This is a genomic window from Persicitalea jodogahamensis (genome assembly GCF_014651615.1).
Taxonomy (GTDB): Bacteria; Bacteroidota; Bacteroidia; order Cytophagales; family Spirosomataceae; genus Persicitalea; species Persicitalea jodogahamensis.
The window spans coordinates 1984354-2009562 of record NZ_BMXF01000001.1 but is presented as its reverse complement, the minus strand read 5'-3'; the positions used below and the strand labels follow the sequence as shown (position 1 = coordinate 2009562).

Annotated in this window: 23 protein-coding genes; 17 read left to right on the top strand and 6 right to left on the bottom strand. The window is 52.6% G+C overall.

All coding sequences use genetic code 11. The features are described 5' to 3' along the window. From IE117_RS08260 to IE117_RS08225, 8 genes are all read left to right on the top strand, one after another. Positions 1–939: a septal ring lytic transglycosylase RlpA family protein gene (locus IE117_RS08260; RefSeq protein WP_189563814.1), complete on the top strand. Its 939-nt coding sequence runs from the start codon at positions 1–3 to the stop codon at positions 937–939. Between the two features lie 5 nt (positions 940–944). Continuing rightward, on the top strand, positions 945–1154 hold the full coding sequence (locus IE117_RS08255) for a hypothetical protein (protein ID WP_189563813.1): 210 nt from the start codon (positions 945–947) through the stop codon (positions 1152–1154). Between the two features lie 4 nt (positions 1155–1158). Beyond that, on the top strand, positions 1159–1929 hold the full coding sequence (locus tag IE117_RS08250; protein WP_189563812.1) for a TIGR02757 family protein: 771 nt from the start codon (positions 1159–1161) through the stop codon (positions 1927–1929). Positions 1930–2073: 144 nt separating this feature from the next. After that, positions 2074–3264: a Gfo/Idh/MocA family protein gene (locus IE117_RS08245; protein ID WP_189563811.1), complete on the top strand. Its 1191-nt coding sequence runs from the start codon at positions 2074–2076 to the stop codon at positions 3262–3264. Positions 3265–3353: 89 nt separating this feature from the next. Further along, a complete protein-coding gene (locus tag IE117_RS08240; protein WP_189563810.1) occupies positions 3354–4508 on the top strand; it encodes an FG-GAP repeat domain-containing protein in 1155 nt (384 codons plus the stop codon). A 159-nt stretch (positions 4509–4667) separates the two neighbouring features. Beyond that, a complete protein-coding gene (locus tag IE117_RS08235) occupies positions 4668–5606 on the top strand; it encodes a DUF4440 domain-containing protein (protein ID WP_189563809.1) in 939 nt (312 codons plus the stop codon). Between the two features lie 153 nt (positions 5607–5759). Then, on the top strand, positions 5760–6221 hold the full coding sequence (locus IE117_RS08230; protein WP_189563808.1) for a DUF4112 domain-containing protein: 462 nt from the start codon (positions 5760–5762) through the stop codon (positions 6219–6221). A 199-nt stretch (positions 6222–6420) separates the two neighbouring features. Continuing rightward, positions 6421–8250 (top strand): ABC transporter ATP-binding protein, encoded by a 1830-nt coding sequence (locus IE117_RS08225; RefSeq protein ID WP_189563807.1) that lies wholly within the window; start codon positions 6421–6423, stop codon positions 8248–8250. An 82-nt stretch (positions 8251–8332) separates the two neighbouring features. On the opposite strand, the gene IE117_RS08220 is transcribed toward IE117_RS08225, so the two are convergent. Beyond that, positions 8333–9772: a carbon starvation CstA family protein gene (locus IE117_RS08220; protein ID WP_189563806.1), complete on the bottom strand. Its 1440-nt coding sequence runs from the start codon at positions 9770–9772 to the stop codon at positions 8333–8335. Between the two features lie 72 nt (positions 9773–9844). After that, on the bottom strand, positions 9845–10600 hold the full coding sequence (locus IE117_RS08215) for a hypothetical protein (protein WP_189563805.1): 756 nt from the start codon (positions 10598–10600) through the stop codon (positions 9845–9847). A 284-nt stretch (positions 10601–10884) separates the two neighbouring features. On the opposite strand from IE117_RS08215, the gene IE117_RS08210 reads away from it, so the two are divergent. From IE117_RS08210 to IE117_RS08185, 6 genes are all read left to right on the top strand, one after another. Then, positions 10885–13995, top strand: coding sequence for a SusC/RagA family TonB-linked outer membrane protein (locus tag IE117_RS08210; RefSeq protein WP_189563804.1), 3111 nt, complete (start codon positions 10885–10887; stop codon positions 13993–13995). 97 nt (positions 13996–14092) lie between these two features. Next, complete coding sequence (locus IE117_RS08205) at positions 14093–15502, top strand: SusD/RagB family nutrient-binding outer membrane lipoprotein (protein WP_189563803.1); 1410 nt, start codon at positions 14093–14095, stop codon at positions 15500–15502. A gap of 105 nt (positions 15503–15607) precedes the next feature. Then, positions 15608–16480 (top strand): dienelactone hydrolase family protein, encoded by an 873-nt coding sequence (locus IE117_RS08200; RefSeq protein WP_189563802.1) that lies wholly within the window; start codon positions 15608–15610, stop codon positions 16478–16480. Positions 16481–16567: 87 nt separating this feature from the next. Further along, positions 16568–16795 (top strand): DUF2281 domain-containing protein, encoded by a 228-nt coding sequence (locus tag IE117_RS08195; protein ID WP_189563801.1) that lies wholly within the window; start codon positions 16568–16570, stop codon positions 16793–16795. Continuing rightward, on the top strand, positions 16777–17160 hold the full coding sequence (locus tag IE117_RS08190; RefSeq protein WP_189563800.1) for a type II toxin-antitoxin system VapC family toxin: 384 nt from the start codon (positions 16777–16779) through the stop codon (positions 17158–17160). Before IE117_RS08195 ends, IE117_RS08190 begins: the two co-directional genes overlap by 19 nt. 248 nt (positions 17161–17408) lie before the next feature. Beyond that, complete coding sequence (locus IE117_RS08185; RefSeq protein ID WP_189563799.1) at positions 17409–19835, top strand: ABC transporter permease; 2427 nt, start codon at positions 17409–17411, stop codon at positions 19833–19835. Here the strand turns inward: IE117_RS08185 and IE117_RS08180 are convergent. After that, the gene (locus tag IE117_RS08180; protein WP_189563798.1) at positions 19827–20192 is read right to left on the bottom strand and encodes a helix-turn-helix domain-containing protein; all 366 of its coding nucleotides are present in this window, start codon (positions 20190–20192) and stop codon (positions 19827–19829) included. The genes IE117_RS08185 and IE117_RS08180 overlap by 9 nt on opposite strands. Before the next feature lie 91 nt (positions 20193–20283). Beyond that, the gene (locus tag IE117_RS08175) at positions 20284–20592 is read right to left on the bottom strand and encodes a type II toxin-antitoxin system HigB family toxin (RefSeq protein ID WP_189563797.1); all 309 of its coding nucleotides are present in this window, start codon (positions 20590–20592) and stop codon (positions 20284–20286) included. Positions 20593–20903: 311 nt separating this feature from the next. Between IE117_RS08175 and IE117_RS08170 the strand changes: the two genes are divergently transcribed. From IE117_RS08170 to IE117_RS08160, 3 genes are read left to right on the top strand one after another with little or no spacing between them, the layout of a single operon-like run. After that, entirely contained in the window at positions 20904–21314 is a 411-nt protein-coding gene (locus IE117_RS08170; protein WP_189563796.1) for a hypothetical protein, read from the top strand. Further along, positions 21311–21757 (top strand): hypothetical protein, encoded by a 447-nt coding sequence (locus tag IE117_RS08165; RefSeq protein WP_189563795.1) that lies wholly within the window; start codon positions 21311–21313, stop codon positions 21755–21757. The genes IE117_RS08170 and IE117_RS08165 overlap by 4 nt, the downstream gene beginning before the upstream one ends. 36 nt (positions 21758–21793) lie before the next feature. Then, a complete protein-coding gene (locus tag IE117_RS08160; RefSeq protein ID WP_189563794.1) occupies positions 21794–22678 on the top strand; it encodes a helix-turn-helix domain-containing protein in 885 nt (294 codons plus the stop codon). A 640-nt stretch (positions 22679–23318) separates the two neighbouring features. Here the strand turns inward: IE117_RS08160 and IE117_RS08155 are convergent. Both IE117_RS08155 and IE117_RS08150 read right to left on the bottom strand, forming a co-directional pair. Then, on the bottom strand, positions 23319–24431 hold the full coding sequence (locus IE117_RS08155) for a YjbH domain-containing protein (protein WP_189563793.1): 1113 nt from the start codon (positions 24429–24431) through the stop codon (positions 23319–23321). Continuing rightward, on the bottom strand, positions 24415–25167 hold the full coding sequence (locus IE117_RS08150; RefSeq protein WP_189563792.1) for a YjbH domain-containing protein: 753 nt from the start codon (positions 25165–25167) through the stop codon (positions 24415–24417). The genes IE117_RS08155 and IE117_RS08150 overlap by 17 nt, the downstream gene beginning before the upstream one ends. Positions 25168–25209: the final 42 nt, after the last annotated feature.

Below are 25209 nucleotides of genomic sequence, written 5' to 3'. Positions count from 1 at the left end.
ATGAAGCCATTGCAGAGTTTGATTCTCCTTTTACTTGCCTTATTTTCGACGTTTGCGGCGCAAGCCGAAGCTACCACCACTCCTGCCGCTGCTATACGGGACTCTCTCGGTACGGAAGTAGCCAATGGCAAAACATACATCCTTCACAAGGTCGATCCCGGTCAGACGTTGTACGCAGTCATGCGCCGGTATGGCGTGTCAGTCAATGATATCCGGGCGGCAAATGAAGGCATGGCTGACGGCCTGCGGGCGGGCCAGGTGATCCGGGTGCCCTACACCCCTCGTAAGTCGGCCAAGGCAATTGCCCGGGAGGAAAAAGCCGCCGCGAAGGAAGAAAAGCGGGAGGCCAGAAAAGCCGAACCCGCCACCGCCACCGCGCCGGGAATGCATACCGTGGAACAGGGGCAAACTCTGTACAGCATTGCGGTTAAGTACGGGGTACTGATGGCCGACATCCGTAAATGGAATGGCATGACCTCCGACAACGTCATTCTGGGGCAGGATTTAATTGTATCGGAGAAAGTCTATTCCGAACGCAGCCCGAGCATTACGCCCTTCCCCACCCCCAAGCCAGCCGAAAAGGAAGAACCCGCACCGGTGGTGGCTGAAAAGCCTAAAAAGACTATTGAAGAGCCTGCGCCCGCCCCCAAGGAACCCACCGGAAGGCGCATGAGCGAGTCGGGATTGGCCGAAATTATCGACACGGGCGAAAGCAGCAGCAAGTACCTCGCCTTGCACCGCACCGCACCTTTGGGTACTTTGGTGCAGGTCAAGAATCAATACAACCAGGAGGAAATCTGGGTGAAAGTCGTCGGGCGTATCCCCGGCACGAGTGCCAACGAAGATATCGTGATTAAACTTTCGGCGCGGGCCTTTGAGAAACTTTCCCCCAACAGTCGCCGTTTTAGGGCCGAGATCAGCTATATCTCGGCAAACTGACATCCATGAAACATTCCCCCGAATACCGGTCACGACGCGAAGAGGAGCGCGCCGAACAAAAAAAGACCATTGGCTATAAAGTCTGGAGCGTAGTTTTTGCGCTCATGTATCCCTTCATTGCCGTTTTCACCTTCCTGTTTTCCACGCTGGTGATGATTTTTTCCGGCATTTCGCAGGGACTGGCCTATGTGCTGGGTAAGGTAGTCCGCAAGTAATCCCTTGACAGAATCATTAGAAGAACTACTGGATCGGAAGTACGAGCAGTACAATCGCCCCGACTTTGTCCCTCACGATCCGGTCAGCATCCCGCACCGATTCAGTCGGAAGCAGGACATCGAAATCATGGGTTTTTGGGCGGCGGTGCTGGCGTGGGGACAGCGCAAAACCATCATCAATAAAAGTTCGGAACTGGTCGCGTTAATGGATAACGCACCTTACGATTTTGTCCTGAATCATCAGGAAAGCGACCTGAAACGTTTCCTGGCCTTCAAGCACCGTACTTTCAACGCTACCGACGCGCTCTATTTTCTTCATTTTTTTCAGGATTTTTATTCAAAAAATGACTCGCTCGAAGAGGCTTTTCTGGTCGGGAATCAGGAGGCCCAATCCACGACGGAGCAGGGTTTAATCACCTTCCACGATCAATTTTGCGGCCTGGACTATTTTCCATCCCGCACCCGGAAGCACATCGCGACGCCCGCCCGCAAGTCCACCTGCAAGCGGCTCAATATGTTTCTGCGCTGGATGGTGCGGCAAGACGACCGGGGCGTGGATTTCGGGATCTGGCGGCGCATTTCGCCTGCCCAGCTGGTGATGCCCTGCGACGTTCACGTGGACCGTGTGGCACGGCACCTGGGGCTAATCCAGAGGCCCAAAACCGACTGGCAAACAGCTCTCGAACTAACTGCCGCTTTACGCGAGCTGGATGCGGAAGATCCGGTGAAGTACGATTTCGCTTTGTTTGGATTGGGGATCGAAGGATTTGTGTAACAAAGGTCGGGCAGTTGGATAGCGGTGCTATTTAAATTCAATATCCGGATCCCAAACTTCGACGTCCGGGGGTAGATTTGCAGGCTGCAGCCACTTTTCCAGGGAATACAACTTTTACTATTCTATTTCCCGAAAACACGTTTCATGCAAAAAATCGCCATGCTCGGCTCCGGCTTCATTGGCCGCTTCTATGCCGAATCCATCCACGGCCAGCGCAGCCGTGATCGCGTAACGGCCATCTACGCCCGCCGCGATGAGAGTGCCAGAAAATTTGCCAAAGACTATGGCTGTGACTTCGCGTCCAGTGATATGGAGGAGGTGATCGCCCGTCCCGATGTGACTATGGTATGCGTGGCCCTGCCGAACCACGTTCACGCGGAGGCGGTCATGCTTTGCGCCAAACACAAGAAAAACGTCATCTGCACCAAGCCCTTGGGCCGTACCGCGGAGGAAGCCTTGCAAATGATGAAAGCCGTGGAGGAAGCGGGAATCTTCGGTGGCTATCTGGAAGATCTTTGCTATACCCCCAAATTCCTTAAATCCATGGAAAGCGTCAGGAGTGGCGCCTTGGGGCGCATTCTTTGGGCCAAGTCGCGCGAGGCGCATCCCGGCCCGCACAGCGAATGGTTCTGGGACCTGGAACAGGCGGGCGGTGGTTGCATTCTGGATTTGGGCTGCCACTGCATCGAGATTTCCCGTAATTTTATTGGCAAGGACATCAAGCCGGTGGAGGTCATGTGCTGGGCCGACACCCAGGTGAAGCCTATCGAGGCAGAGGACCACGCCATCGCTCTGGTCAAATACGAAAATGGCGCGATCGGGCAGTTCGAGACAAGCTGGACGTTCCGGGGCGGCATGGACTTGCGCGACGAGGTGATGGGAACCGAAGGCACGATCTGGATCAACAACTTCCTGCGTACCGGCTTAGAAATGTACACCTCCGGCAAGGGCGCCGATTATGTGGCGGAGAAAGCCGAAAGCAACTCCGGGTGGCTGTTCCCGGTCGGGGATGAAGTGAACGACCTGGGCTACAATCACATGTTCACCGATATGTTCGGGGCAGCCGAAAAAGGCACTGACCCCGCCGAAACCTTTTATGATGGCTACGTGGTCAACGCCGTGATCGACGCTGCCTACCGCTCGGCGAAAACCAAACGGTGGGAGCCCGTCGAACTGGCCATCTGGCGCGGTCAGGAGGGGTTGACCAAGCCGAGCAACTACACCGACTACGATGCCGACCACTACCTTATCAAGCAGGAAATGACGCACGACGGGCGAAACAAGCTGATTTTGAAGGAAAAAGTCAGTGGGAAAATCGTGGAGCGGGACGTGTGACGGCTTTCGGCTTTCGGCTTTCGGCTTTCGGCTTTCGGCTTTCGGCTTTCGGCTAAAAATATACACCTTGTTTTTTCCAACGTAAAAAGATGAAACACGTACTCCTTTTCCTGGCAACACTACCGGTCTTCGCCCAAAGCCCCACTTTCAAGGCCGAGGTCATCGACCCGAAGATTAGCATCGGCTATGGCCTCGCGACGGGCGATGTGGACGGGGATGGCCAAATCGACATTCTCATGGCCGACCAAAAAGAAATTGTGTGGTATAAGAACCCCGGTGGGCCAGGTACCCCCTGGAAGCGACACGTGATGGCTGCCAACCTTACTGCCCGTGATAACGTGTGCATTACTGCCCGCGACATTGACGGGGATGGCAAGGTAGAAGTGGCCGTAGGCGCGCAGTGGAATCCCGGCGAAACCCGAAATGCCAAAGAATCCGGTGCCGTTTTTTATCTCATTCCCCCTGACGATCGCTACCAGCTGTGGGAACCTGTGGCGCTGCACCACGAAGTTACGATCCACCGCATGCATTGGGTGCAGGATACCGACGGCAAGTACCAGCTCATCGTGCTGCCACTGCATGGTGAAGGCAATGAGAAAGGTGAAGGTGCAGGTGTTAAAATGATAGCCTTCGAGGTGCCGGAGCATAAAAAAGGTGATTGGAACTACCAACTGGTAGGTACCGACATGCATCTGACCCACAACATGGAGCCGATGGAAGCCAAAGGGGCGTTTCTGGGCATGGCCGTAGCAGGAAAGGAGGGCGTGCAGGTTTTTCTGGACGGAGCGGATGGCTGGGCACCTTCGGGCAACTGGATGGTACTTAAAAATGGTGTGGGCGAGATTCGCACCGGCAAGCTGGGTAATAACCAGCTATTCACGACCACCATAGAGCCCATGCATGGCAATAGCCTGGTCGTATACACAAAGGATAGTCGCCGTGTGCTTACCGACCGGCTGAACCAAGGTCACGCACTAGTAACGGCTGATTTTCTGGGCCTTGGCCGCGACCAGATTGCCATGGGTTGGCGAGAGAAAAACACAGCCGAACAAGTGGGCGTCCGCCTCTATGTAGGTACCGATGAAGCAGGAAAAATCTGGCAGGAATACGCTCTCGATGAAAAGGTGGACATGGCCTGTGAGGATATGAAAGCCGCGGATCTGGACGGCGATGGTGATCTGGACCTTGTGGCGGCGGGCCGGACAACGCATAACGTGGTCATTTATTGGAATCAGCGATTTTAGAGCAGAGCAAAAATAGCACATGCATGACCTCCCTTTGTTCAGATAATAAAGTACCTGATATTTGGTAAAGTTCTAAATAATATTAAATTTGTACCATAATACGCGTGTTTAGTGAGTATATCCGCCCCAGCAGTATTCACCCTATAAACTACCGTACTCATGGACAAGGTAATCTCTTCCGCCGCCCGATTTTCGCTCTTCTTCCTACTTTTTCTGGCGTGTAGCCACAGCTTCGCCCAAAGAACACCCAAGCATAACGATGTCGTCGCGCTGAGCAAAAATGCCGACGAGAACGTGGCCGTGCTAAACAACTACCTGGATGCGCTCGTAAGCGGCGACCTGAACCGCGCCCGCTCTTTACTGGCGGCCGACTATCAGGAAAACGGGCCTGGTTACGAAAAGCCGATGAATAGCGAGCAGGCCATTAATAGTTGGCAAAGTTCCCTTAACCAGCGCACCGACCACCGCATCTCCGACCGCCGTACCCTGGCCTATCAGGAAAAATCCGGCCTGAACGAAGGCGACTGGGTCATGGGTTGGGGCACGTATCACTGGAAAGAGAAGGCAGGGGGTACTATGATCGAACTACCTTATCAAATCACCGCCCGGGTGAGTAATGGCACGTTGAAAGAAGCCCGGTACTACTACGACCGGGCCACTGTCCGTGACAAAATGGGCTATGTCGCCATCCCGCCCGAGGTAGATCCTGACGCCTACATGATCCGCAAGATGCTGGAAGCCGAAACGCAGGCATGGCTCAATAACGACGGGAAAACGATGGTTTCCTATTGGGCCGACCTCCCCTACGCCGCCCATACCGTAACCGACGAAGCGGGCAAGGCCTACGACATTACGGCCACCGAAATCGGCGAAATGGTGACCCGACTGTCCACCCAGAGACCCAATAAACCCGGTACGACTTTCACCACATCCAACTTCACTATTCGCCCGAATGGCGATGCCGCCTGGGCCAGTTACGAACAAACTTTCCATTATCCCGATGGCAGGGAACCCGTAACGAATATCGAAAGCCGATATCTGGAAAAAATCGACGGAAAGTGGAAGATTTCCCACATGATTTCGATTCCAAAGCGGTAAAGCAATGCGATGCCCAGCCGTGTACGCCCGGCAGTAGCACACCGAAGCGTGTATGCTGCCGGACGTGCAGCATCTGCACCTTAAAGGCAAGTACCCGCTTAATCAGGCACACTATTAGTAACGAAAATTCCAAACCAAATTCTCGTTATTGAAATGCAGATAGCCTCTAAGCGAAAGTCAGCGATTACTCACGTAGAATCCATGGCCAAATGGATGGATTCAAAATTCACCATTCCGGGTACCGACATTAAGTTTGGTTTCGATGCCCTGATCGGACTTATTCCCGGTGCCGGCGATTTTGCCACTCTGGCTATTTCCGGCTATATGATCACCATCTTGGCCAAGAACGGCGCCAGCGGATTCGTCGTAGCCCGCATGGCCCTCAATATCGTGATTGATGCACTGCTGGGCTCCGTCCCGATTCTGGGTGATATTTTTGATGTAGCCTTTAAGGCGAACATCCGCAATATGAAGTTAATGCAGGAGCATTATGTGGAGGACCGCCACAAGGGCGGCGCCTGGAAAGTGATCGTACCTGTGCTGCTGGTACTTGTGCTCGTGGTGGGTACATTGGCCTGGTTGAGCTATACATTTTTTGTCTGGGTGTTTAGTTGAGTACTCTTTAATTTTATCAATGCGAATTGAATTGTGATTGCGGTTCACAAGATCAATTAATGTCCTCCTAACGAGCATTCACCTGGACGGCAACAGCTACGTGTTGATTGAAAGTATATTATAGTATTCGGAGGCTATATTTCCTCCGAACTTTTCTACATCGCAAATGATTAATTGACTAGTACTAATCACTATTCATTTGCGTCCGCTTCCCCCTGGTAAAGATTCCACTTCCCAATCACTCCGCAAGCGCTTTTCGGCCTTGCAGAATCTGCCACCTTTTTTCCGGCTGGTCTGGAATACAAACAAGCCGCTGACAATCGGCAACGTCGTGTTCCGGCTGTTGAAAGCCGGGATCCCGGTGGTGATGCTGTACATCGGGAAGGAAATCATCGATGAGGTCATTCGCCTTATTGCCGAAGGCGGTTCCCAGCGGTACTTATGGACCATGGTCGCGGCGGAATTGGGTCTGACCGTCTTTTCGGATTTACTGAGCCGGTTGATTGGTTTGTGCGATAGTCTGCTGGGTGATCTGGTCGCGAACAAAACTTCCGTCGATCTGGTCCATCACGCGGCGCAACTGGATTTGTACCAATTCGAAAATCCGGTTTTTTACGACAAACTCGAGCGCGCCCGCCGCCAAACTACCAGCCGCACGGTGCTATTGACGCAGGTACTTTCGCAGGTGCAGGACATTATTTCGCTGCTGCTGCTCGGGGCAGGACTGGTGGCGTTCAGTCCGTGGCTGATTCTTATTTTGATCGTGGCGGTGATTCCTTCGTTCTTGGGTGAAACCCACTTTAACGAGCGCAGCTACTCGCTTACCCGCAGCTGGACGCCCGAGCGCCGCGAACTCGACTACCTCCGCTACATCGGGGCCAGCGCCGAAACGGCCAAGGAAGTAAAGGTTTTTGGCCTGGAAAAGTACCTGACCCAACGCTTCAAGGCGCTATCGGACGAGTACTTCGAACAGAACAAAAAAATCGTCCTCAGCCGCGCGACCTGGGGGTACCTGCTGGCGGCCCTGGGTACTTTCGCTTACTACGGTGCCTACGTCTTTATTCTGATTCAAACGCTCGCTGCCCTCATCACGATCGGTACCATGACGTTCCTGTCGGGTTCGTTTCAGCGGATGCACGGAATGTTGCAAGGAATTATGAGTCGCTTTTCCAGCATCGCTGAGAGTGCATTGTACTTACAGGATTTGTTCGATTTCTTCGCTATTGAACCCACCATCAAAGCGAATGCCAGTGGTGTGCTTGTTCCCAAACCAATTCAGGAAGGCGTAACCTTCGAAAATGTCAGCTTTAAGTACCCCGACAGCGAACGCTGGGCCATTCGCAACCTGACTTTCACCCTTCATCCTGGCGAAAAACTAGCACTGGTGGGCGAAAATGGTGCCGGCAAAACTACCCTTGTCAAGCTGCTCTCGCGACTCTATGAACCCACCGAGGGCCGCATTCTGCTGGATGGTTTACCACTGGAAGCGTACAGCTTGGCTGATTTGCGCGCCAACATCGGTATTATATTCCAGGACTTCATCAAATACGAAATGACTGTCGCCGAGAACATCGCCGTCGGCGACATCGAACGCCGCGACGACGACGAACGCATCGCTGACGCCGCCCGTAAGAGCCTGGCCAGCGAGGTAGTCGATCAACTCCCGGCGCAATTCCAGCAGGTACTGGGCAAGCGCTTTAAAGACGGTCAGGAACTTTCCGGCGGGCAGTGGCAGAAGGTGGCGCTGGCCCGCGCCTACATGCGCAATGCTCAGCTCGTGGTACTTGACGAACCCACTTCTGCTCTCGACGCCCGCGCCGAACACGAGGTGTTTCAGCGATTCAGCCGCCTGATCGAGGGTAAGATGGCCGTGCTGATTTCGCACCGCTTTTCCACTGTTCGCATGGCCGACCGGATTTTGTTTTTGGAAAATGGTCAGCTATTGGAGTTCGGCTCGCACGAAGAACTTCTACGGGTGGGAGGCAAGTACGCGGAGCTGTTTAACTTGCAGGCGCAGGGGTACTTATAAGCAAGAAATTCTGCCTCGCCTTGGTCATGTTAATCCTGTTTCGGCAAATCACGAATTTGCTTCCAATCACATGCTAATCGTATCAATTAGCCAATGCAGCCCGTTGCTTCCGGTATCTTAGCGCGATAAAAGAGGCCGTCGCGGCAATCGTGATGGCGGCAGCGAGGGCGTAGGAAAGTCCGTGGGCAAGCTGAAATCCTTCGGGGGCGATGAAGATGTAGGAACTACACACCATCGTCATGAATACGGCCGGCAGCAGGGAAATCCAGTAGTTTTTGTTGAGGTTAGACAGATAAATCGTGATCGTCCACAGCACAATGGTCGCCAGGGTCTGGTTGCTCCACGCAAAGTACCGCCAGATAATCCCGAAGTCCATCTGAGTTAGACCGAAGGCCACCACGAACAGCGGAATGCTGATCAACAACCTCTTGACCAGCGTTTTCTGATTTACATTAAAAGTATCGGCAATGATCAGCCGGGCGGATCGGAAAGCGGTGTCGCCTGACGTGATGGGCGCGGCCACGATCCCGAGCAGTGCCAGAATCCCCCCAACCGGACCAAGCATATTGAGCGAGATTTCATTGGCGGCCCAAGCCGCGTTGTTGTTGTTGGCGATCATCGCTTCGTTCAATCCGCCCACGGAGCCGAAAAATGTCATGGATACCGCCGCCCACACCAGCGCAACTACCCCTTCGGTGATCATGGTACCCGAGAAAATCATTTTTCCCGAAGTCTCGTTGCCCATGCAGCGCGCCATCAGCGGCGATTGGGTGGAGTGGAACCCGGATATCGCCCCGCAGGCAATCGTAACAAACAACATGGGAAACAGCGGCGTTTTATCAGGATTGGAAGTCATGTTCCTGAGGGTACTTCCGGTGATTTCGGGAATATGGTACCCGCCCGTAAACAGGGCAATCAGCAGACCAACGGCCATCAGCAGCATGGCTATCCCGAAAATCGGGTAAAGCTTGCTGATGAATTTGTCAATCGGCAGCAACGTAGAAAGCAGATAGTAGACCAAAATAATGCTCACCCAACCCCACATGGTAAGGTAGCCGTCCGTCATGCCATCGATGATTTTGGCGGGGCCCACCAGGAAAACCGTTCCCACGAATATGAGCAGCAGCACCGTGAACACCCGCATGATTTGCTTCGCGCTGTCGCCCATATAAATCCCAACTACCTCACTGATGCTCTTGCCATCGTGCCGCAAAGACATCATTCCCGAGAAGTAATCGTGAACCGCCCCGGCAAAAATACTCCCGAGCACAATCCACAGGAAGGCCGCCGGACCGTACATGGCCCCCGCGATGGCCCCGAAGATGGGGCCGAGACCGGCAATGTTCAGAAACTGTATCAGGAAGACTTTCCAGTTGGGCAGCACCACGAAATCAACGCCATCCGCCAGGCGATTGGCCGGGGTGGCGGCGGACTTGTCGGCCCCAAATACGCGTTCCAGAAAACTACCGTAGACATAGTAGCCCAAAATCAAAACTAGTACAGAGAGGATAAAGGAGATCATATAAAATAATAAATTTGCTGATATGCCTACCAGCAAAGATAGCGACAGTCGCTATCTAATCAATTATCCTTCTCACCACCGTTGCTGACGGCGACTCAGCCAGTTCAGACTACCTCCTAAATTCATCTGGAAATAAAATTGACTGAGCCGATCTTGCGGGGCATTGCGCAATTCGGTGTAGTCTGAGTACCACTCGGTCAGGCCGCCGAGACGGTAGCCCAGCCGGAAGCTGGCCAAACTGCTCCATCCCACCTTCCGGCTCACAACGTCGGTCCCTATCCCTATATTCACATAATTCGAAAAATGGGACAGGGAAACAGCATTGCCGGGCTGGCGGAGGATCGCGTCGAAATCGGCGTTTTCTGTCATACGGGTGAGCGTGACGGTGGTTAAATTCGCACCAGCCGCGAGAAAAGGATACACCCTTACGCGCTCGTTTGGCTGATAAAGGGCATAGCTGGCATTGAGTTGCACATTGAGCGTCCTCCGGTCAGCGGCGGAGGTTTCGTTCGTCCGAGGGCCGGAAGGGTTTACCGAGTGAGCCACTTCCAGCCCCAGGAGCACCCGCCTTATGCGGTATTGAATTCCTCCGCCCCAAAATAATTGAAGCTGGCCTAGTTCGGGGTACCCTGAATTGCGCAAGCGCTCATTCACCCCCCGGGCGTTGGATTGCGTTACGATTTGAGTAAAGTAGATTTCGACCCCTCTCATACCGATACGGCTGGTGTCCTGTTCCGCAGGTTTCGCGGGATAAATGATGGGATTTTGCGATTGGGCAGCGGCACTCAGTCCGATCAGCACCGTTAAAAAGCAGAATGATGTTTTCATTTTTGTACGTTTTGATGAACTGAGGAAAAAGCACCAGTCATTCTGGATAATTGCAAGGATGCACTGGGGTTTGAATTGGTTGTAAAGCGCAATACGAATATCATTGTTTCAGCTATTTCGTGAAAATAAAAGGCACAGCGGATAGTATTGGATTGAGCTTTCTAAACATCCACCTTGCCAGCAGTTGCTCAAAAACTAGTTCTTTTTGGGGGAAATTTCTCTGCTCAACTGTTATCTTTGATTAAATACAACTATTTTCCACCAATCTGTAATCCTATTTAACCATGAAAAAAAATGTACAAGTTTGGCTGGCGACGTGGCTGCTCCTCGGGCTGCACACGGCGATGGCCCAGACCCAGGTCAGCGGTACGGTGACTGCTGAGAAGGACGGTTCTTCCGTACCCGGGGTGAGCGTGGCTGTAAAAGGCGCTACGCAGGGAACGCTGACCGACGCCAGCGGCACATACAGCATTCGCGTGAACCCGAATACGACGCTGGTGTTTAGCTCCATTGGCTACACGACAAAAGAGGTGGCCGTGGGCAACCGCAGCATAGTCAACGTAACGCTGGCCGAAGACACCAAACTACTCAACGAAGTGGTAGTTACCGCACTGGGCATAAGCCGGGAGAAGAAGGCGCTGGGCTATTCCGCTCAGGGAGTAGACAGCGAAGAACTCGTTCAAAACCGGCAGACGAACCTCGTCAATGCCTTGCAGGGCAAAGTAGCCGGTGTCACGATCAACAGTACGGGCGGTGCACCCGGACAGGGCGCACGCATTCTGATTCGCGGGATCAATTCCATCGACGTAGGACGCGACAACCAGCCTCTGTTTGTGATCGACGGTATTTTGTTGGATAACAGCACTTCCACGCAGGGTTCAGGCGCCGAATTACGGGGTATGTCCAACCGCGCGGCGGACATCAATCCTGATGATGTGGAAAGCATCAACATTCTGAAAGGCGGGGCGGCTACCGCGCTGTACGGACTCCGTGGCGCCAACGGGGTAGTTGTGATTACGACCAAATCGGGCAAATCAGGGGCTCTACGTGCCAATTTCAGCAGCACCTACGGCGTCGAGAACGTCAACAAGTTTCCTGAAACGCAGGACAAATATACGATTGGGTATAGCGGAGAATATGATCCCAACAGCTTCTGGCCTTCCTGGGGGCCCACCGTGGAGGATGCCAAGAAAATAGACCCCACGCATCCGGATAAACTCTACGATCACTTTCGGGATGCTTACCAGCAGGGCCAGCAGTTCCAGAATAACCTTTCGTTTTCGGGGGGCACGGACAAGGTCACTTTTTTGTCCTCGATCTCCCACCTGCGCCACGAGGGTGTAATTCCCTTTACGAATTTCAATAAAATCTCGGCGCGGCTGAATGCGCAGGTGAAGTTCAGTGAGAAGTTCACGACCAGCACCAACCTGAATTTTATCAATTCCGGCGGCGATCGCTACAATGCCGACCGCTTCAACGAGAGCCTCAACTACTGGTCGCCGCGCTACGACGTCCGCGACTACATCAAGCCGGACGGTACGATGAAAACGTATGGCAATAACAACCCCATCTATGGTGCCTACACCAACAAACTGAATGATAATGTCAATCGCCTGATCGGTGGTGTCAACTTCAACTACTCGCCACTCGCGTGGTTGTCGTTCAACTACCGGGCCGGGCTCGATACCTATTCGGACGACCGGCTGCGAACGGCTCCCGGGCCCCGTGGCTTTGCCGATGAAGACACCTACGAAGACAACGGCTTGGGTTTCGTGTACCAATACCATACGGCCTTCCGCTCCATCACTTCCACCTTTACAGCGAGCGGCACGGCGAATCTGGGTCAAAACCTGAAAGGTACCCTGCGCGTAGGTCACGATCTGTATGACCGCAAGATTCGCAGCTTCGGCGCCGAGGGCAACGAATTGACCGTATATAACTACTTCGACCTGCGCAACGCCCGGACGATCACGCCGACCCAAAGAGCTGAAGACTACCGGCTGATGGGTATTTTCGGCGAGCTGACGCTCGATTACAAAGATTTCCTTTTCCTGACGCTGACTGGTCGGAATGATATTACTTCCTCGCTCCTGGCGCCCAACAATTCGTTTTTCTACCCTTCGGCCAGCGTAGGTTACGTTTTCTCGCAGCAGTTCAATATGCCCGCCTACGTGAGCCTGGGCAAGATACGTGCTTCCTACGCCAAGATCGGCAAAGATGCTTTGCCCTACTCTACAACTACGGGTTACGCGGCTTACAACAGCCTGCCAACGGGCGTTACGGGCTTCTCGCGCGGCTCACGGCTGGGTGACCCCACGCTTCGGCCCGAGTTTACGGAAACCTACGAAGGAGGGTTGGAACTGGGCTTTTTTGGCAATCGCCTGGGTCTTGACTTTACCTACTACCATTCACTCAGTAAGGATCAAATCATCAACGTGAATGTCTCATCCTCGACCGGCTACGCCACGGCAGCGGTCAACTCCGGCACCATGCGGAATCAGGGTGTGGAGCTGACATTGCGGGGTACCCCCGTCAAGAAAAACGACTTTTCGTGGGATGCGAACCTTAATTTTTCGGCTAACCGAAACAGTGTCGTCTCCATTCGTGAAGGGCTGACGGAGATCAGTCTGGCCTCACAGTTTGGCTATTCAGGCTCAACGGTGACCCAAAAACTCATTCCCGGTGAAGCCTACGGTAATCTTTATGGCACCAGCTACCAGCGTTACTATGCCAATAGCGCCGAAGAGGATCCAAGGCGGGTAGATACCAGCCGACCGATCGTGATTGGTTCCGATGGTTTCCCCGTTCGTAACTCGGCCCAGAAACTTCTGGGCAACGCCCTGCCCCGCTGGGTTGGCGGTTTGAACAATACTTTCAAATACCGCGATCTGTCGCTGTCGGTTCTCTTCGACGCGCAGGTGGGTCAGGATCGTTACAACCAATTGGATAATTTCTTTTCGGCCTTCGGTATTGCCAAATACACCGAAGACCGCAATGAAACCCTGGTTTTCGATGGCGTCCTGGCGGACGGCACACCAAATACAAAGGCTGTTTTCAAAGGGCAGGGCGTGGGCCCTGATGGCGTAAACTACGGCAACGGCTACTACCGCAACGTGTATCGCGGCGTCTCCGAAAACTTTGTCGAGGACGCTTCCTGGGTGCGGCTGCGTTCGTTGCGGCTTGCCTACAACTTGCCAGCGTCTATCCTGAAAAAGGGCCCGATCCGCAATGTTCAGTTAAGCGTAACGGGCAATAACCTCTGGCTCGCCACCAAGTACCGCGGCTACGACCCCGAAGCCAGCTCGTTCAACAGCGGCAGCAACGTAACCGGCTTCACCGGCTTCGTCTACCCTGCCGTCCGGAGTTATTTATTCACCTTGAATGTAGGATTCTAAATCAATTTTGAATTTTGAATGAGAGAATGAGTGAATAAAATATTGGGTTCAATTGAATATTCTCTCATTCTCCCATTCTCTCAATCAACATTTTAAAATGAAACGTACCATACTCATATTGGCCCTCCTCACCACCTTCGGGATGAGCGGCTGCAAGGATTATTTCGATCTGAACGAGAATCCTAACCAGATTTCCAATCCGCCCTTACAGTCGCTGCTGGCGACGACGACGCAGAAAACGGGCCTCAACTCGCAACGGGTAGCGAACACGACGTCTTACTTCGTGCAGTACCTGGCCAATCCCGGCGCGGGTGGCTCCACCGATACCTACCAGGAAACGGATTATTCAAGCACCTGGGACGCTCTTTACTATGCGATGGCTGATTTGACGGACATGAAGCGATTGGCCGCGGAACAGTCTTCCAGTGAATACGTGGGCGTAGCCAACGTCATGCTCGCGTACCACCTCAACCTGGTCAGCGACACTTTCGGGGCCGGACCGTTCAAGGAAGCTTTTACGGGTGAGCCGCTCACGCCTAAATACGACTCGGAAGAGGAGATGTACAACTCCGCCCTCACATTGCTCAATGAGGCAATTACCGAACTGGGTAAGACAGATTCCAAGATCAAACTCAGCGCGGGGAACGACCTGATTCACGGCGGAAAGCGCGAGGCCTGGCTGAAAACCGCCTACGCTTTGAAAGCCCGCATGCTCAACAAGGTTTCCAAGAAGGCAAGCTACGACCCCGCAGCGGTACTTGAGGCGGTGAGCAAGTCCTACACCTCCAATGCCGACGATGCCCAAATGAGCGTCTACCTGCTCCGCAATCCCTGGGCGCAGGTGGCGCGCAATAACGCATTGCTGGTACTTGACGGCTGGCTTTCGGCCCAACTCATCAACCAGCTCAACGGCACCACTTACGGCTTGTTCGATCCCCGCATCGAAAAAATCACCGATAAAACGGTGAACGGCACTTACGTGGGTACCGTCAATGGCGCGGGCAATCCAACCGGAGCACCCAATACGGTGAAGGATGAGAACTACATCTCGCTGAACTCTCCGCTGACGGGCGACAATTCGCCACTCCTGATCGTGACTTATGCCGAGGTAAAGATGATTGAAGCCGAGGCCGCCCTGCGTGCCGGCAACCGCGACCGGGCTTACAAAGCTTACCTGGAAGGAATCAAAGCCAATATGGACAAGCTTGGTGTGGCCCCTGCTGCCCGCGACAAGTACATCGCCGATCCCATTGTGTCGGTCGGAATGGCCAATCTGGCGCTGGCCGATATTTTCAAAGAAAAGTACGTCATTACCTACCTCAATCCCGAGGCTTGGAATGATGCCCGCCGCTTTGATTATAAGTATAAAGGGTTCAAACTACCCGTTAGCGCCGCGTTGTCGACATTCATTCGTCGGGTAGCCTATCCGTCCAACGAAATCTCAGAAAACGGCATCAATGTGCCTGCCATCGGTTCACTCGCCGATCCGTTATTTTGGGACAAATAGGTACTTGCTGAACACTTGACGGTGTTTGCAGTTATTAAGCCTTCGATCGGGAGAAAGAATGTATCTCTCCGGTTGAAGGCTTTTTCATCTTAATTATTCAAATCCATGACGCGATTCCTCATTCTCTTCCCGCTTATGCTGGCTGGCTTGTTCAATTTTCCGGCCCTGAATCCCAACCCGATTGAATCCATGCCAGCGATTCCGATCTGCCACACGCCCCTCCCCCTCGACGGCATGAAGCAATTTGCGCTCGATCCGGCTTTCCAGGCGCTGCACCTGTCGCCGCTGCCGCTCGACTACGATGGCATGGGTGAAGAAATCACCTTCGCCACGCCCGACGGCAAAGATGCCAAGGGGTACTTTATCAAAGCCAAAAAGAAGAGCGATAAGTGGCTGTTCGTATATCAGGAATGGTGGGGCATGAACGACTACATCCGCCGGCAGGCCGACACTTTTTACAAAGACCTGGGCGAAGATGTCAATGTGCTGGCCCTCGATCTCTACGACGGAAAGGTGACCGACAACCCACAGGAGGCAGGCAAATTCATGATGGCCACAAACAATGATCGACTCACCAATATTGTGGAAGGCGGGTTTACCTTCGCCGGCCCCAAAGCGCAAGTTGCTAATGTGGGCTGGTGCTTTGGTGGCGGCTGGTCGTTGCAATCGGGCCTCATGGGTGGCAAGAATACCGTCGGGACGGTAATGTATTACGGCATGCCCGTGCAGGATGTGGAGCGGCTCAAAACGCTCAACGGCGACGTACTGGGGCTTTTCGCCACCGAGGAGCGCATCTCGAAGGAAGTCATCGAGCAATTCGATGCCAACATGAAGAAAGCAGGCAAAACGCTGACCTACAAAATCTTCCCCGGTGTGCACGGCTTCGCCAATCCGAGTAACCCCAGGTACGATGCCGAAGGAGCAAAGGAAGCATACGACATGGCTTTAAATTATTTGAAGAAGCGGTTGAAGGTGTAGGACTGGCTCTTAGGCCCTTTGCTTACATGAATGGTTGAAAATCTGTATATTTACAAATACATTTTCTTTCCAGATATTTTGAAGATCATGGATAAATTTCAGCTGCATGAGTCAATCGATGTACTGCCTCCTCCGCTTCAGGCAGAAGTAGCCGATTTTGTGGCCTTTCTACGCTATAAATACCGACTCCCCTCCTCGGAATCAAAGTCGAAAGCGTCGTTATCCGAATTCATCGGTCTTGCCCCTGATCTGGACGTGGCATCGTTTGACCAATACCTCACCGAAACCAGAAGCGAGTGGAAGGAGCCCTTTTAGACAGCAATACGGCTATTTATTTGCTGAACGGCACGTTGAACACCGCCAATTCCAAGGCCATTGCAGAAATTGCGGCCCAGCCCTTTATGCTTTCTGTTATTGGCAAGATCGAGCTCCTTGGCTGGAAAGCGCCCGATAAGGAAGAGGCCTTGAAAGTCAATCAGTTTGTTGAAGCTGCCATCGTGCTGCCTTTAAACGAACCCGTCGTCGAACGAACTATTGCCCTTCGCCGTCAATACAAAATAAAACTACCCGACGCTATCATAGCTGCCACAGCCCTGGAATTCGCACTGACACTTTTCACGCGGAACGTGTCAGACTTCAAATCGATTGAGGATATCACGATAGTAAATCCTTTTGAATAATCAACCTGGCCCATTAATTAGCAACTGTCCGATTCCGAACCAAAAGTGTTCGAAATCGGACAGTTTTGGTTCAGGTACTTTCTGATTGACAGAAGGTTGAATTCCCGGCATGAGTTTTTCCAATTGTAGGGGCGAACCTATGTGTTCGCCCAACGTGCGTCAGCCATCGGGCAAACCTGCGGCTTGCGCATTCATCGGGCGGACACACAGGTCCGCAGGTGCGCCCGTCTGCCCCTACAAATAAAACCATGCTCAAAAACTACTTCAAAATCGCTTACCGGAATCTCCTGCGCAGCAAGGCATTTTCGGCCATCAACATGATCGGACTGTCTTTCGGATTGGCCACCTGCCTGATCATCGGTCTGTTCATTCTGGACGAACTGAGTTTCGACCGCTTCCACCAAAAAGCCGACCGGATCGTGCGGGTGACGTTCAGGGCCAATATGAGCGGCAACAAGATTAACGAGGCCAGTGTCATGCCGCCCACGGCCAAAACGCTGCAGCGCGACTACCCCGAGGTGCTGGAGGCTACGCGGCTGCGGCTGGCAGGCGACTTAAACCTGGTGAAAGATGACGCCGTTTTTAAGGAAACCGCCGTTGCCTTTGCGGATTCCAACTTCTTCCAGGTATTCAGTTTTCCGCTGATAAAGGGCGACCCAAAAACCGCCCTGCTCAAACCCAATACGCTGGTCATCACCGAGAAAATAGCCCAGAAGTATTTTGGCGATACCGATCCGATTGGTAAAACACTGAAATCTAAAGGAAATGAAATTATGGAGATCACGGGAGTGATGGCAGAATGGCCCGTCAATTCTCACATCCATTTTGATTTTCTGATGTCGATGGCGGGACTGGCTGAGTCCAGGGTCAATTCCTGGATGCAGTCCGAATACTTTACCTACCTCGTCCTGCCCAAAGGGTACGATCCTCAGCTACTGCAGGCCAAACTACCCCAAATGGTAGAAAGGTACTTTGGCCCGGAAATCAAGCAGGCCTTCGGGATGAACTACGCCGCTTTTCGTGAGAAAGGCAATGAGTTGGGTTTGGTCTTACAACCTCTTACAGACATCCACCTGTACTCTGATTTCGCCTATGACCTGAGTGCCGCGGGGGATATTCGCTATGTCTATATTTTTGGCGCCATTGCCCTGTTCATGCTGCTGATCGCCTGCATCAATTTCATGAACCTCAGCACCGCCGGCGCATCGAAACGGGCGCGGGAGGTGGGCATCCGGAAAGTGATGGGGTCGGAGAAAAGTACCCTGGTCGGTCAGTTTTTACTGGAATCCATCATGCTTACCGCCGTGGCGCTGGTGCTGGCAGTCGCACTCGTGTGGCTGGCCCTGCCATTTTTCAACGACTTGGCCGACAAAAATCTGACGCTTAGTTTCACGGCCATGCCGTGGCTGCTGCCGGCTTTGCTGGCGCTGGGATTGGGCGTGGGCGTACTGGCGGGTAGTTACCCTGCTTTTTTCCTCTCTTCCTTTGCCCCTATTTCCGTTTTGAAAGGGAGTACCCACAATCCTTCCCGGGGACGCCGGGGCATCGGCTTACGGGGTACCCTGGTGGTCGTGCAGTTTTGTATTTCCATCATCCTCATCGTCGGGACGACCATCGTGTACCAGCAACTGCGCTTTATCCAGAACACCAAACTGGGGTACGACAAAGATCAGGTACTTGTGTTGCAAAGTACCTACCGCCTGGGCCAGAACGAGCAATTGTTCAGAAAACAACTCATGCAGGATTCGCGGGTGGTGGATGCGACCATCTCGGGCTATGTCCCCGCCGGTCCCTCGTACAACAACAATTTCATGGTGTATGGCGACGATCGTGTCAACGAGTTCACCAAGGGCATCAGGTACGACGTGGACGAAAACTACATTCCGACGCTGGGCATGGAAATGGTCGCCGGGCGTAATTTCTCGCCGGATTTTGGTACTGACTCGTCCGCCATTATTCTGAATGAAACGGCGGCCAGAGAAATGGGCTGGGGAAAGGATGCCATCGGCCATACGGTCACCCGCCCCAACAACGAGGGTACCAAAACGACCTACCGGGTCATTGGGGTCGTGAAAGACTTCCATTTCAGATCCCTGCACGAGCGCATTACGCCGCTGATGATGACGCTGGGCAACAACTCCGGAGCGATCCTGGCAAAAGTAAAAGCCCGCGACCTGCCCGCCCTGATCAGCTCGGTGGAAAAGCAATGGAAGGCGCAGGTGGCGGATGAACCGCTGGAATATGCTTTTCTGGAAGAAAACTTCAACGCCACCTACCGCGCCGAGCAGAAAACGGGCCGCATCCTTGGCCTTTTTGCCGGGCTGACGATTTTCGTGGCCTGCCTGGGGCTCTTCGGTCTGGCCACTTTCACCGCCGAACAACGCACCAAAGAAATCGGGGTGCGCAAGGTACTGGGCGCCAGCGTAACGGGCGTCGTGCTGCTTCTTTCCCGAGATTTTCTCAAGCCGGTACTTATTGCCATTCTGCTGGCCAGCCCCATAGCCTGGTACGGCATGAACGCCTGGTTGCAGGATTTTGCCTACAGGATCGATATCAGTTGGTGGGTTTTCGCCCTGGCGGGTGTGCTGGCGGTGGGGATCGCGCTGCTGACGGTAAGTTTCCAAAGTGTGAAAGCAGCTCTGATGAATCCGGTGGAGAGCCTTCGGTCAGAATGAGGTGGAGAGTAATACCTGCGCGGGAATACCGAGTTTTTCGTGAAAGACGCGGGCTAATTTGAGCGTAAGCGGTTTTTTTCGGTTCAGTAGGGCAGAAACGTAACTCTTGCTCCCTACCCACTCCACCAAATCCTTACTTTTCAACCCTTTCTCTTCCATTTTCAGTTTAATTGCTTCAATAGGGTCCGGTGAAGGGATGACATAATGTTGGTCTTCATAAGCCTTGATAAGCAACAAAGCAATTTGTAAATCGTCCCCCGCTGTACTGCCGAGTTCGGGTTTATTGTCGAACTGCGCGTCAACCCAGTCTAACATCGCCTCGTAAGAATTTTCGTCTCTGATTGGTTTTAATTCCATGTTGTTTATTTTATTGATCTCTTTATTGATAGGTATATAGTCTCATTAAGCAAGGTGTATGAAAAGCATGACGCCCCCGATCAACCATTCCCTATTTCTTATACTGAATAGTCTTGACATCAACCTTATCATATTCTGCGTGCGTGCCGAACCATTTAATCTGAACCGCTTTATACGCAAACACTATTCGTACGACCAGGCGATAATGATTCCCCATGATATTAAACACCACTCTGTCATCACCGATTAAGCTCGCACTACCATACACAGTCTTCAAATCCTGAAAACTGGCAAAATCCGAAAGTTCCATCTCGCGATGCCATTCTTTTAGAGCATTTGCCGCCTTGGGATATAAAGTGCAATAAGACAGCAGCGTTTTGCGCGCGATGATGTTGAACATACAATAGTCTACTAATAGTGAACAAATATATTTTAATTCGCTTTCAAGTCAAACTATATCATTAAAATGACTTGCTCCTTTTAAATATACCCGGCCAATACCTGGTGACAAACACCTTCATTTTCACTGAACATGATTTGAGCGCAGGTTGTGGAATCTGGTAAAATCATTATTGAGTAGATAAATCAACCCTATCGTTCAGCACTTTACACACTTTTACATTTCCTTTACATTCTTTTACAGCGCATTTTTCGGTTTGGTAGTTGGGTCCGATACATTTGTTCAGGTATCAACCAAAACATACAAAACAGATGAAAAAGCGAATCAAGATCCCCCTTCTGCTATGCCTTTGCGCACTGGGTAGTTTGGGGCTGGCGCAGGAATCCGGGCAGCAATGCGCCGCTGCCTTCCTGGGCACCGGGATGATCGTTGACGAGTACAGTCCCCGAGGAAAGTGCACGCTGCCGCCTAACACCGAAGGCCAGTTGAGTGTGCATGTGGTCGAACTGTCGGCCGACCGGGCCAGGTCCCTGGGCAAAATCGCTTTCAAGGTGGCGATCAGACGCGCGGAAACCAACACCCTGACCATGTACTCCAATCAGAATTATCAGGAAATAGACCTGAGCCGGATTCTGGCCCGATGCCACACAGGCGACCGCATCGTGTTGCTAACCGTCAATGATCGATACTCCCTCCCCCACAACGAAATCGCTATCCAATGAACAAGCTGAAATCAATCCAAATAATTGCCATGCTGGGCCTGCTGATTCTGGCCGGCATATTCATCTCCGCCCGTACAATCGACGCCGGGACTGCATCCTCCGGTCCGGTTCTGCTGGATGGCAGGACGCTCCACACGTCCCAGATTTGGTTGAATAGCAACGGCAAACTGAGTCTCATCGTCGGCAGCTCCGAAAATAAGGCAGCTACCAGGGTACCTTTCCGGGTCGTACTGAAACGGGGCAATATGATCATCAGCCGGGCGGTCTCCGAGACCGACGAAATGGAAATCAGCCGCCTGTTAAAGTTAGCTGCCTTGGGGGATGAACTTGAGGTAGAACCCCTGGATAAAAACCTGTCGAACGCCAGGCGGGTATTTCGGGTGGGTCAGTACCCGTCTTTCCACTGGATACCGGCCCTGAGAATTCATGGCGATGGTTGCTAGGCACCTGGTTAGCATTTTTTTAGTACATTCGGGGTCATGGGAAAAATCGTAGCGGGTGTCATTTTCTTGGTTTCAGGCTGGCTGTTCATGCAGCTGGCTCCGCCGGTTCACCAGTCCGACAGCCAGCGATTTGAGCAAAATATAAACCTGGCCCTGCGCCGGACGGCCCATCACCTGCTGACTGCGGCGGGCGATTCCACTTCCGGCATTTCGCCCGTCCAGCATCCCGACGCGGTTACCTACTCGATCCGCCTTGAACGGGCTTTCGACTACGACCAGATCCCCGACCTGCTGCATGAATCGCTCCATCTCCACGGGGTGCAGGATTCCTACGACGTAGCCGTCCTCGACTGCGCCGATGGCGTGCTCCGGTTGGGGTACTCCCACCTGGACCTGAAAGAAAAAGCCATTCCCTGCGTGGGGCGGCAGCAGGAAGCCGGCTGCCGCAATCTGCTGATTACTTTCAAAAAGCCCTCCCAACAATCCGGCACCCGTTGGTGGGCCGGGTTGTTCGGCTTCCTACTGGCCGGAATCAGCGGGCTGGTCTGGTACCGCGTCGCCAGATCCAGGGATAAAGCCCCGGTTCCTGCCTCCGCTACGGACCATCTTGCGGAGGTCATCCAGTTCGGTAGAACTACCTTCCACCCGGCTGATCAGTCCCTGAATGCCGCCGGTGTGCAGCACCCCCTCACCTACCGCGAAACCAAGCTACTGCGCCTGTTCGCCACTCACCCCAACCAACTCCTCGAACGCGAGCTGATTCTCAAACTGGTTTGGGAAGACGAAGGCATTATCGTGGGCCGGAGCGTGGATGTATTCGTTTCGCGGTTGCGGAAACTGTTACGCAGCGATCCGACAGTCAGCATCTCTTCGGTACATGGCGTCGGTTACCGGTTGGAAGTAACGGATCAGGAATCTTGATAAAATTTCTTCGCTCTGTACTTTGCGGTAGATTTCTCCTACGTTTGCGCTGAAACGTTCGTTTCAGCCTTCAGATAAACTGTTGAAACTTATTATTAAAAGGGTAAAGGAAGAAAAGTATTAAGAAAATCCTCCGAACGATTAAAACTGGCAGTATTATTGCACTGTTTAAACAGATACTTTAATCCATTAAAGTATCCTGGAGACTCCCCTAATTTATCTTCAAAAACAGTCAAATATGTATCTTGCAGGAAATAATTGTTATCTTGCAAGATAATAAGGCACAGTGGGTTCCCTCGTTCACTTTGTAATACACACTAAAATGGCAGTCCAATCTTTTATTTCCGGGAAAGTATTTATTTCGATTGCCGTTTCAACGTTTTCCTGGCTACTCCTGGGCTGTATTCTCCACTTTTTTTTCGCAGATATTTCGGTGATTATTTTCGTCTGTATCGGCCTTGGTTCAGGCCTAATTTTAGCCGTGCTTCTATCGCTTGTGCATCAAAATCCGATTTCCGTGCCTGGGCAGGCGCCCGAATCCCCTGAGAAAAACTCACCCGACCAGAATTTCCCTACTCCGGAAATTCGTCCTAATCTGGGAGGAGACTCCAAACTTTGAGAATAGGAGAATTAGTTCTATTTATTCCAGCCGCTTCCACTGATTACGCAGGTAGCTGGCGTTGTACTGTCGCAGGCGTTCGTCCAGCTGGTACCCCAGACGGTAACGATTCCCAATCCCGTAGCCCCTGGCGTAAGCATACTCCCAGCGAAACTCTTCCGAAGTACGTAATCGGGCCGGACCTGCACGAAGTATTTTGCCCGGTGGAATGGGAACGGCGAAATTAAAGCCAATCGTGCCGCCGTTGCTGGTTTGGATGGCAAAGAGTGCTACTTCCACATTCGGGAATTGACGGACCAAATCCAATCGCGCGCCCACGTCACCGTCCAGATACCTCCCCCCCGTTAGCTTAACGGTAAAATCCAAATCATTGAAGCGGTAAGCCGCATTTCCGAGGAGCAGAAGCTCATTTATGGAAGTATAGTAAATCCCCCCCTTCGGATAATAGTAGAAGCCGGTCATGCTCGCTTCCAGGCCGTAGGTCCAACGACTGTTAGGATTCATCCGTTGGTACTGGATATTCACGCCGTAACGGTCGTTTTGGAAAAATCCTGCCGACCCGGAAATGAAATGGTTTTCCCCCAGCGCCAAAAACTGATTCAGGTAAAGCGGTGCCAACCGAACGCCGTTGGGGCGCTGGTCGAGGTTGTTCATGACCGGAAACAGCAGGCCGAAATTCAGGGCCATGCCTCGCCACAAATACAACTGGCTCTGGAGCATCACACTTAGCCTGGCTTGTACGGTTTGGGTAGGATTACCAAAGTTGGCGACGACTTCGGGTTGTAGCCGAAAATCCAGTAAATATTTGAAGGGGTTGATCCGGCTTCGGCCGTAGTAGGCGCGGCGTTCGGCCACCGAAACCGGGCGAGCTCGCAAATCATCGCCAAGCGTATACACACCAACGGGTACACCCTGAATCATCGGAATAAGGGTGCAACTGTCGCGCGCTCCGCAGGCCGGGAGCATGCGTACCAAACCTTGCAACGGATTACGGAAAAGACGCTGTTCGTAGAAGACCGCGGCCGAGTCTTGGCTCACGTTTTCCATACTCCCGTACTGTGACAACTGCCCCTGCACCGACCGAGCCAGCAGAAAACAGCAAAGGAGACCCAAAGATTTAGCGGTTTTCCTCATAAATCTTTTTTAGGCGGCGACTGGGTTTGGCTAGGGCGAAGGAGTAAGCGGTTCCGAAGGTAAACTGATCCAGGTTAATGAGTCCGCCTTGCACTACCCAACGCTCAAATAGTTTGACATACCCACCCGCATTCAGGCGGCGGGAATCGAATTCTACCATCAGACCTGCTTTATCCTGAAAATCAAGCTTAGCCCCACCGAATACCCCAACCAAGTAGCCATTATTATGGAAATATTCGCTCTTTCGTTGCCACTTGAAGCTGCTGAATACGCTGGCGTTATTCGTAACGCTGGCATTCCGGTATACAAAATAAGGACTGCCCACTCCTGCGGTTGCCTGGATTTTCCAGCGAGCATCCAAGGCGAAGTTCTTGGTCGCGACTAACACATGCGTAAGCATGGCAGCATCAACGGTGAAAGGCGAAGACAGAATAATTGCCAGGGAAGGTCTTTTTTCCTTTTCCTTCAATAGGAGGTATTTGATATCCAACTGCCGGTCTCCCAAATCCTTGATCACCGGATGTTCTGCGTTGTTGATTGCTTTGAGGACACTAATATTTATGTCAAGGCGGGGCAAAATCGTCAGATTGGCAAACATGATGGCTTCGGCGTTACGGTCTAGCCGGCTAAGCGCGTAGCCTTTGGGATTATAAACCGCCCCAAAAGTGAGATGTCCTTCCGGCGTAGAATCAGCCGTCGGCACATAAAGCAAACCCGGCTTTCCCGAAAGATTCACCTGGCCATTGCCAGGTGTTGGTCTTATAAAGCAGAAGCTTAG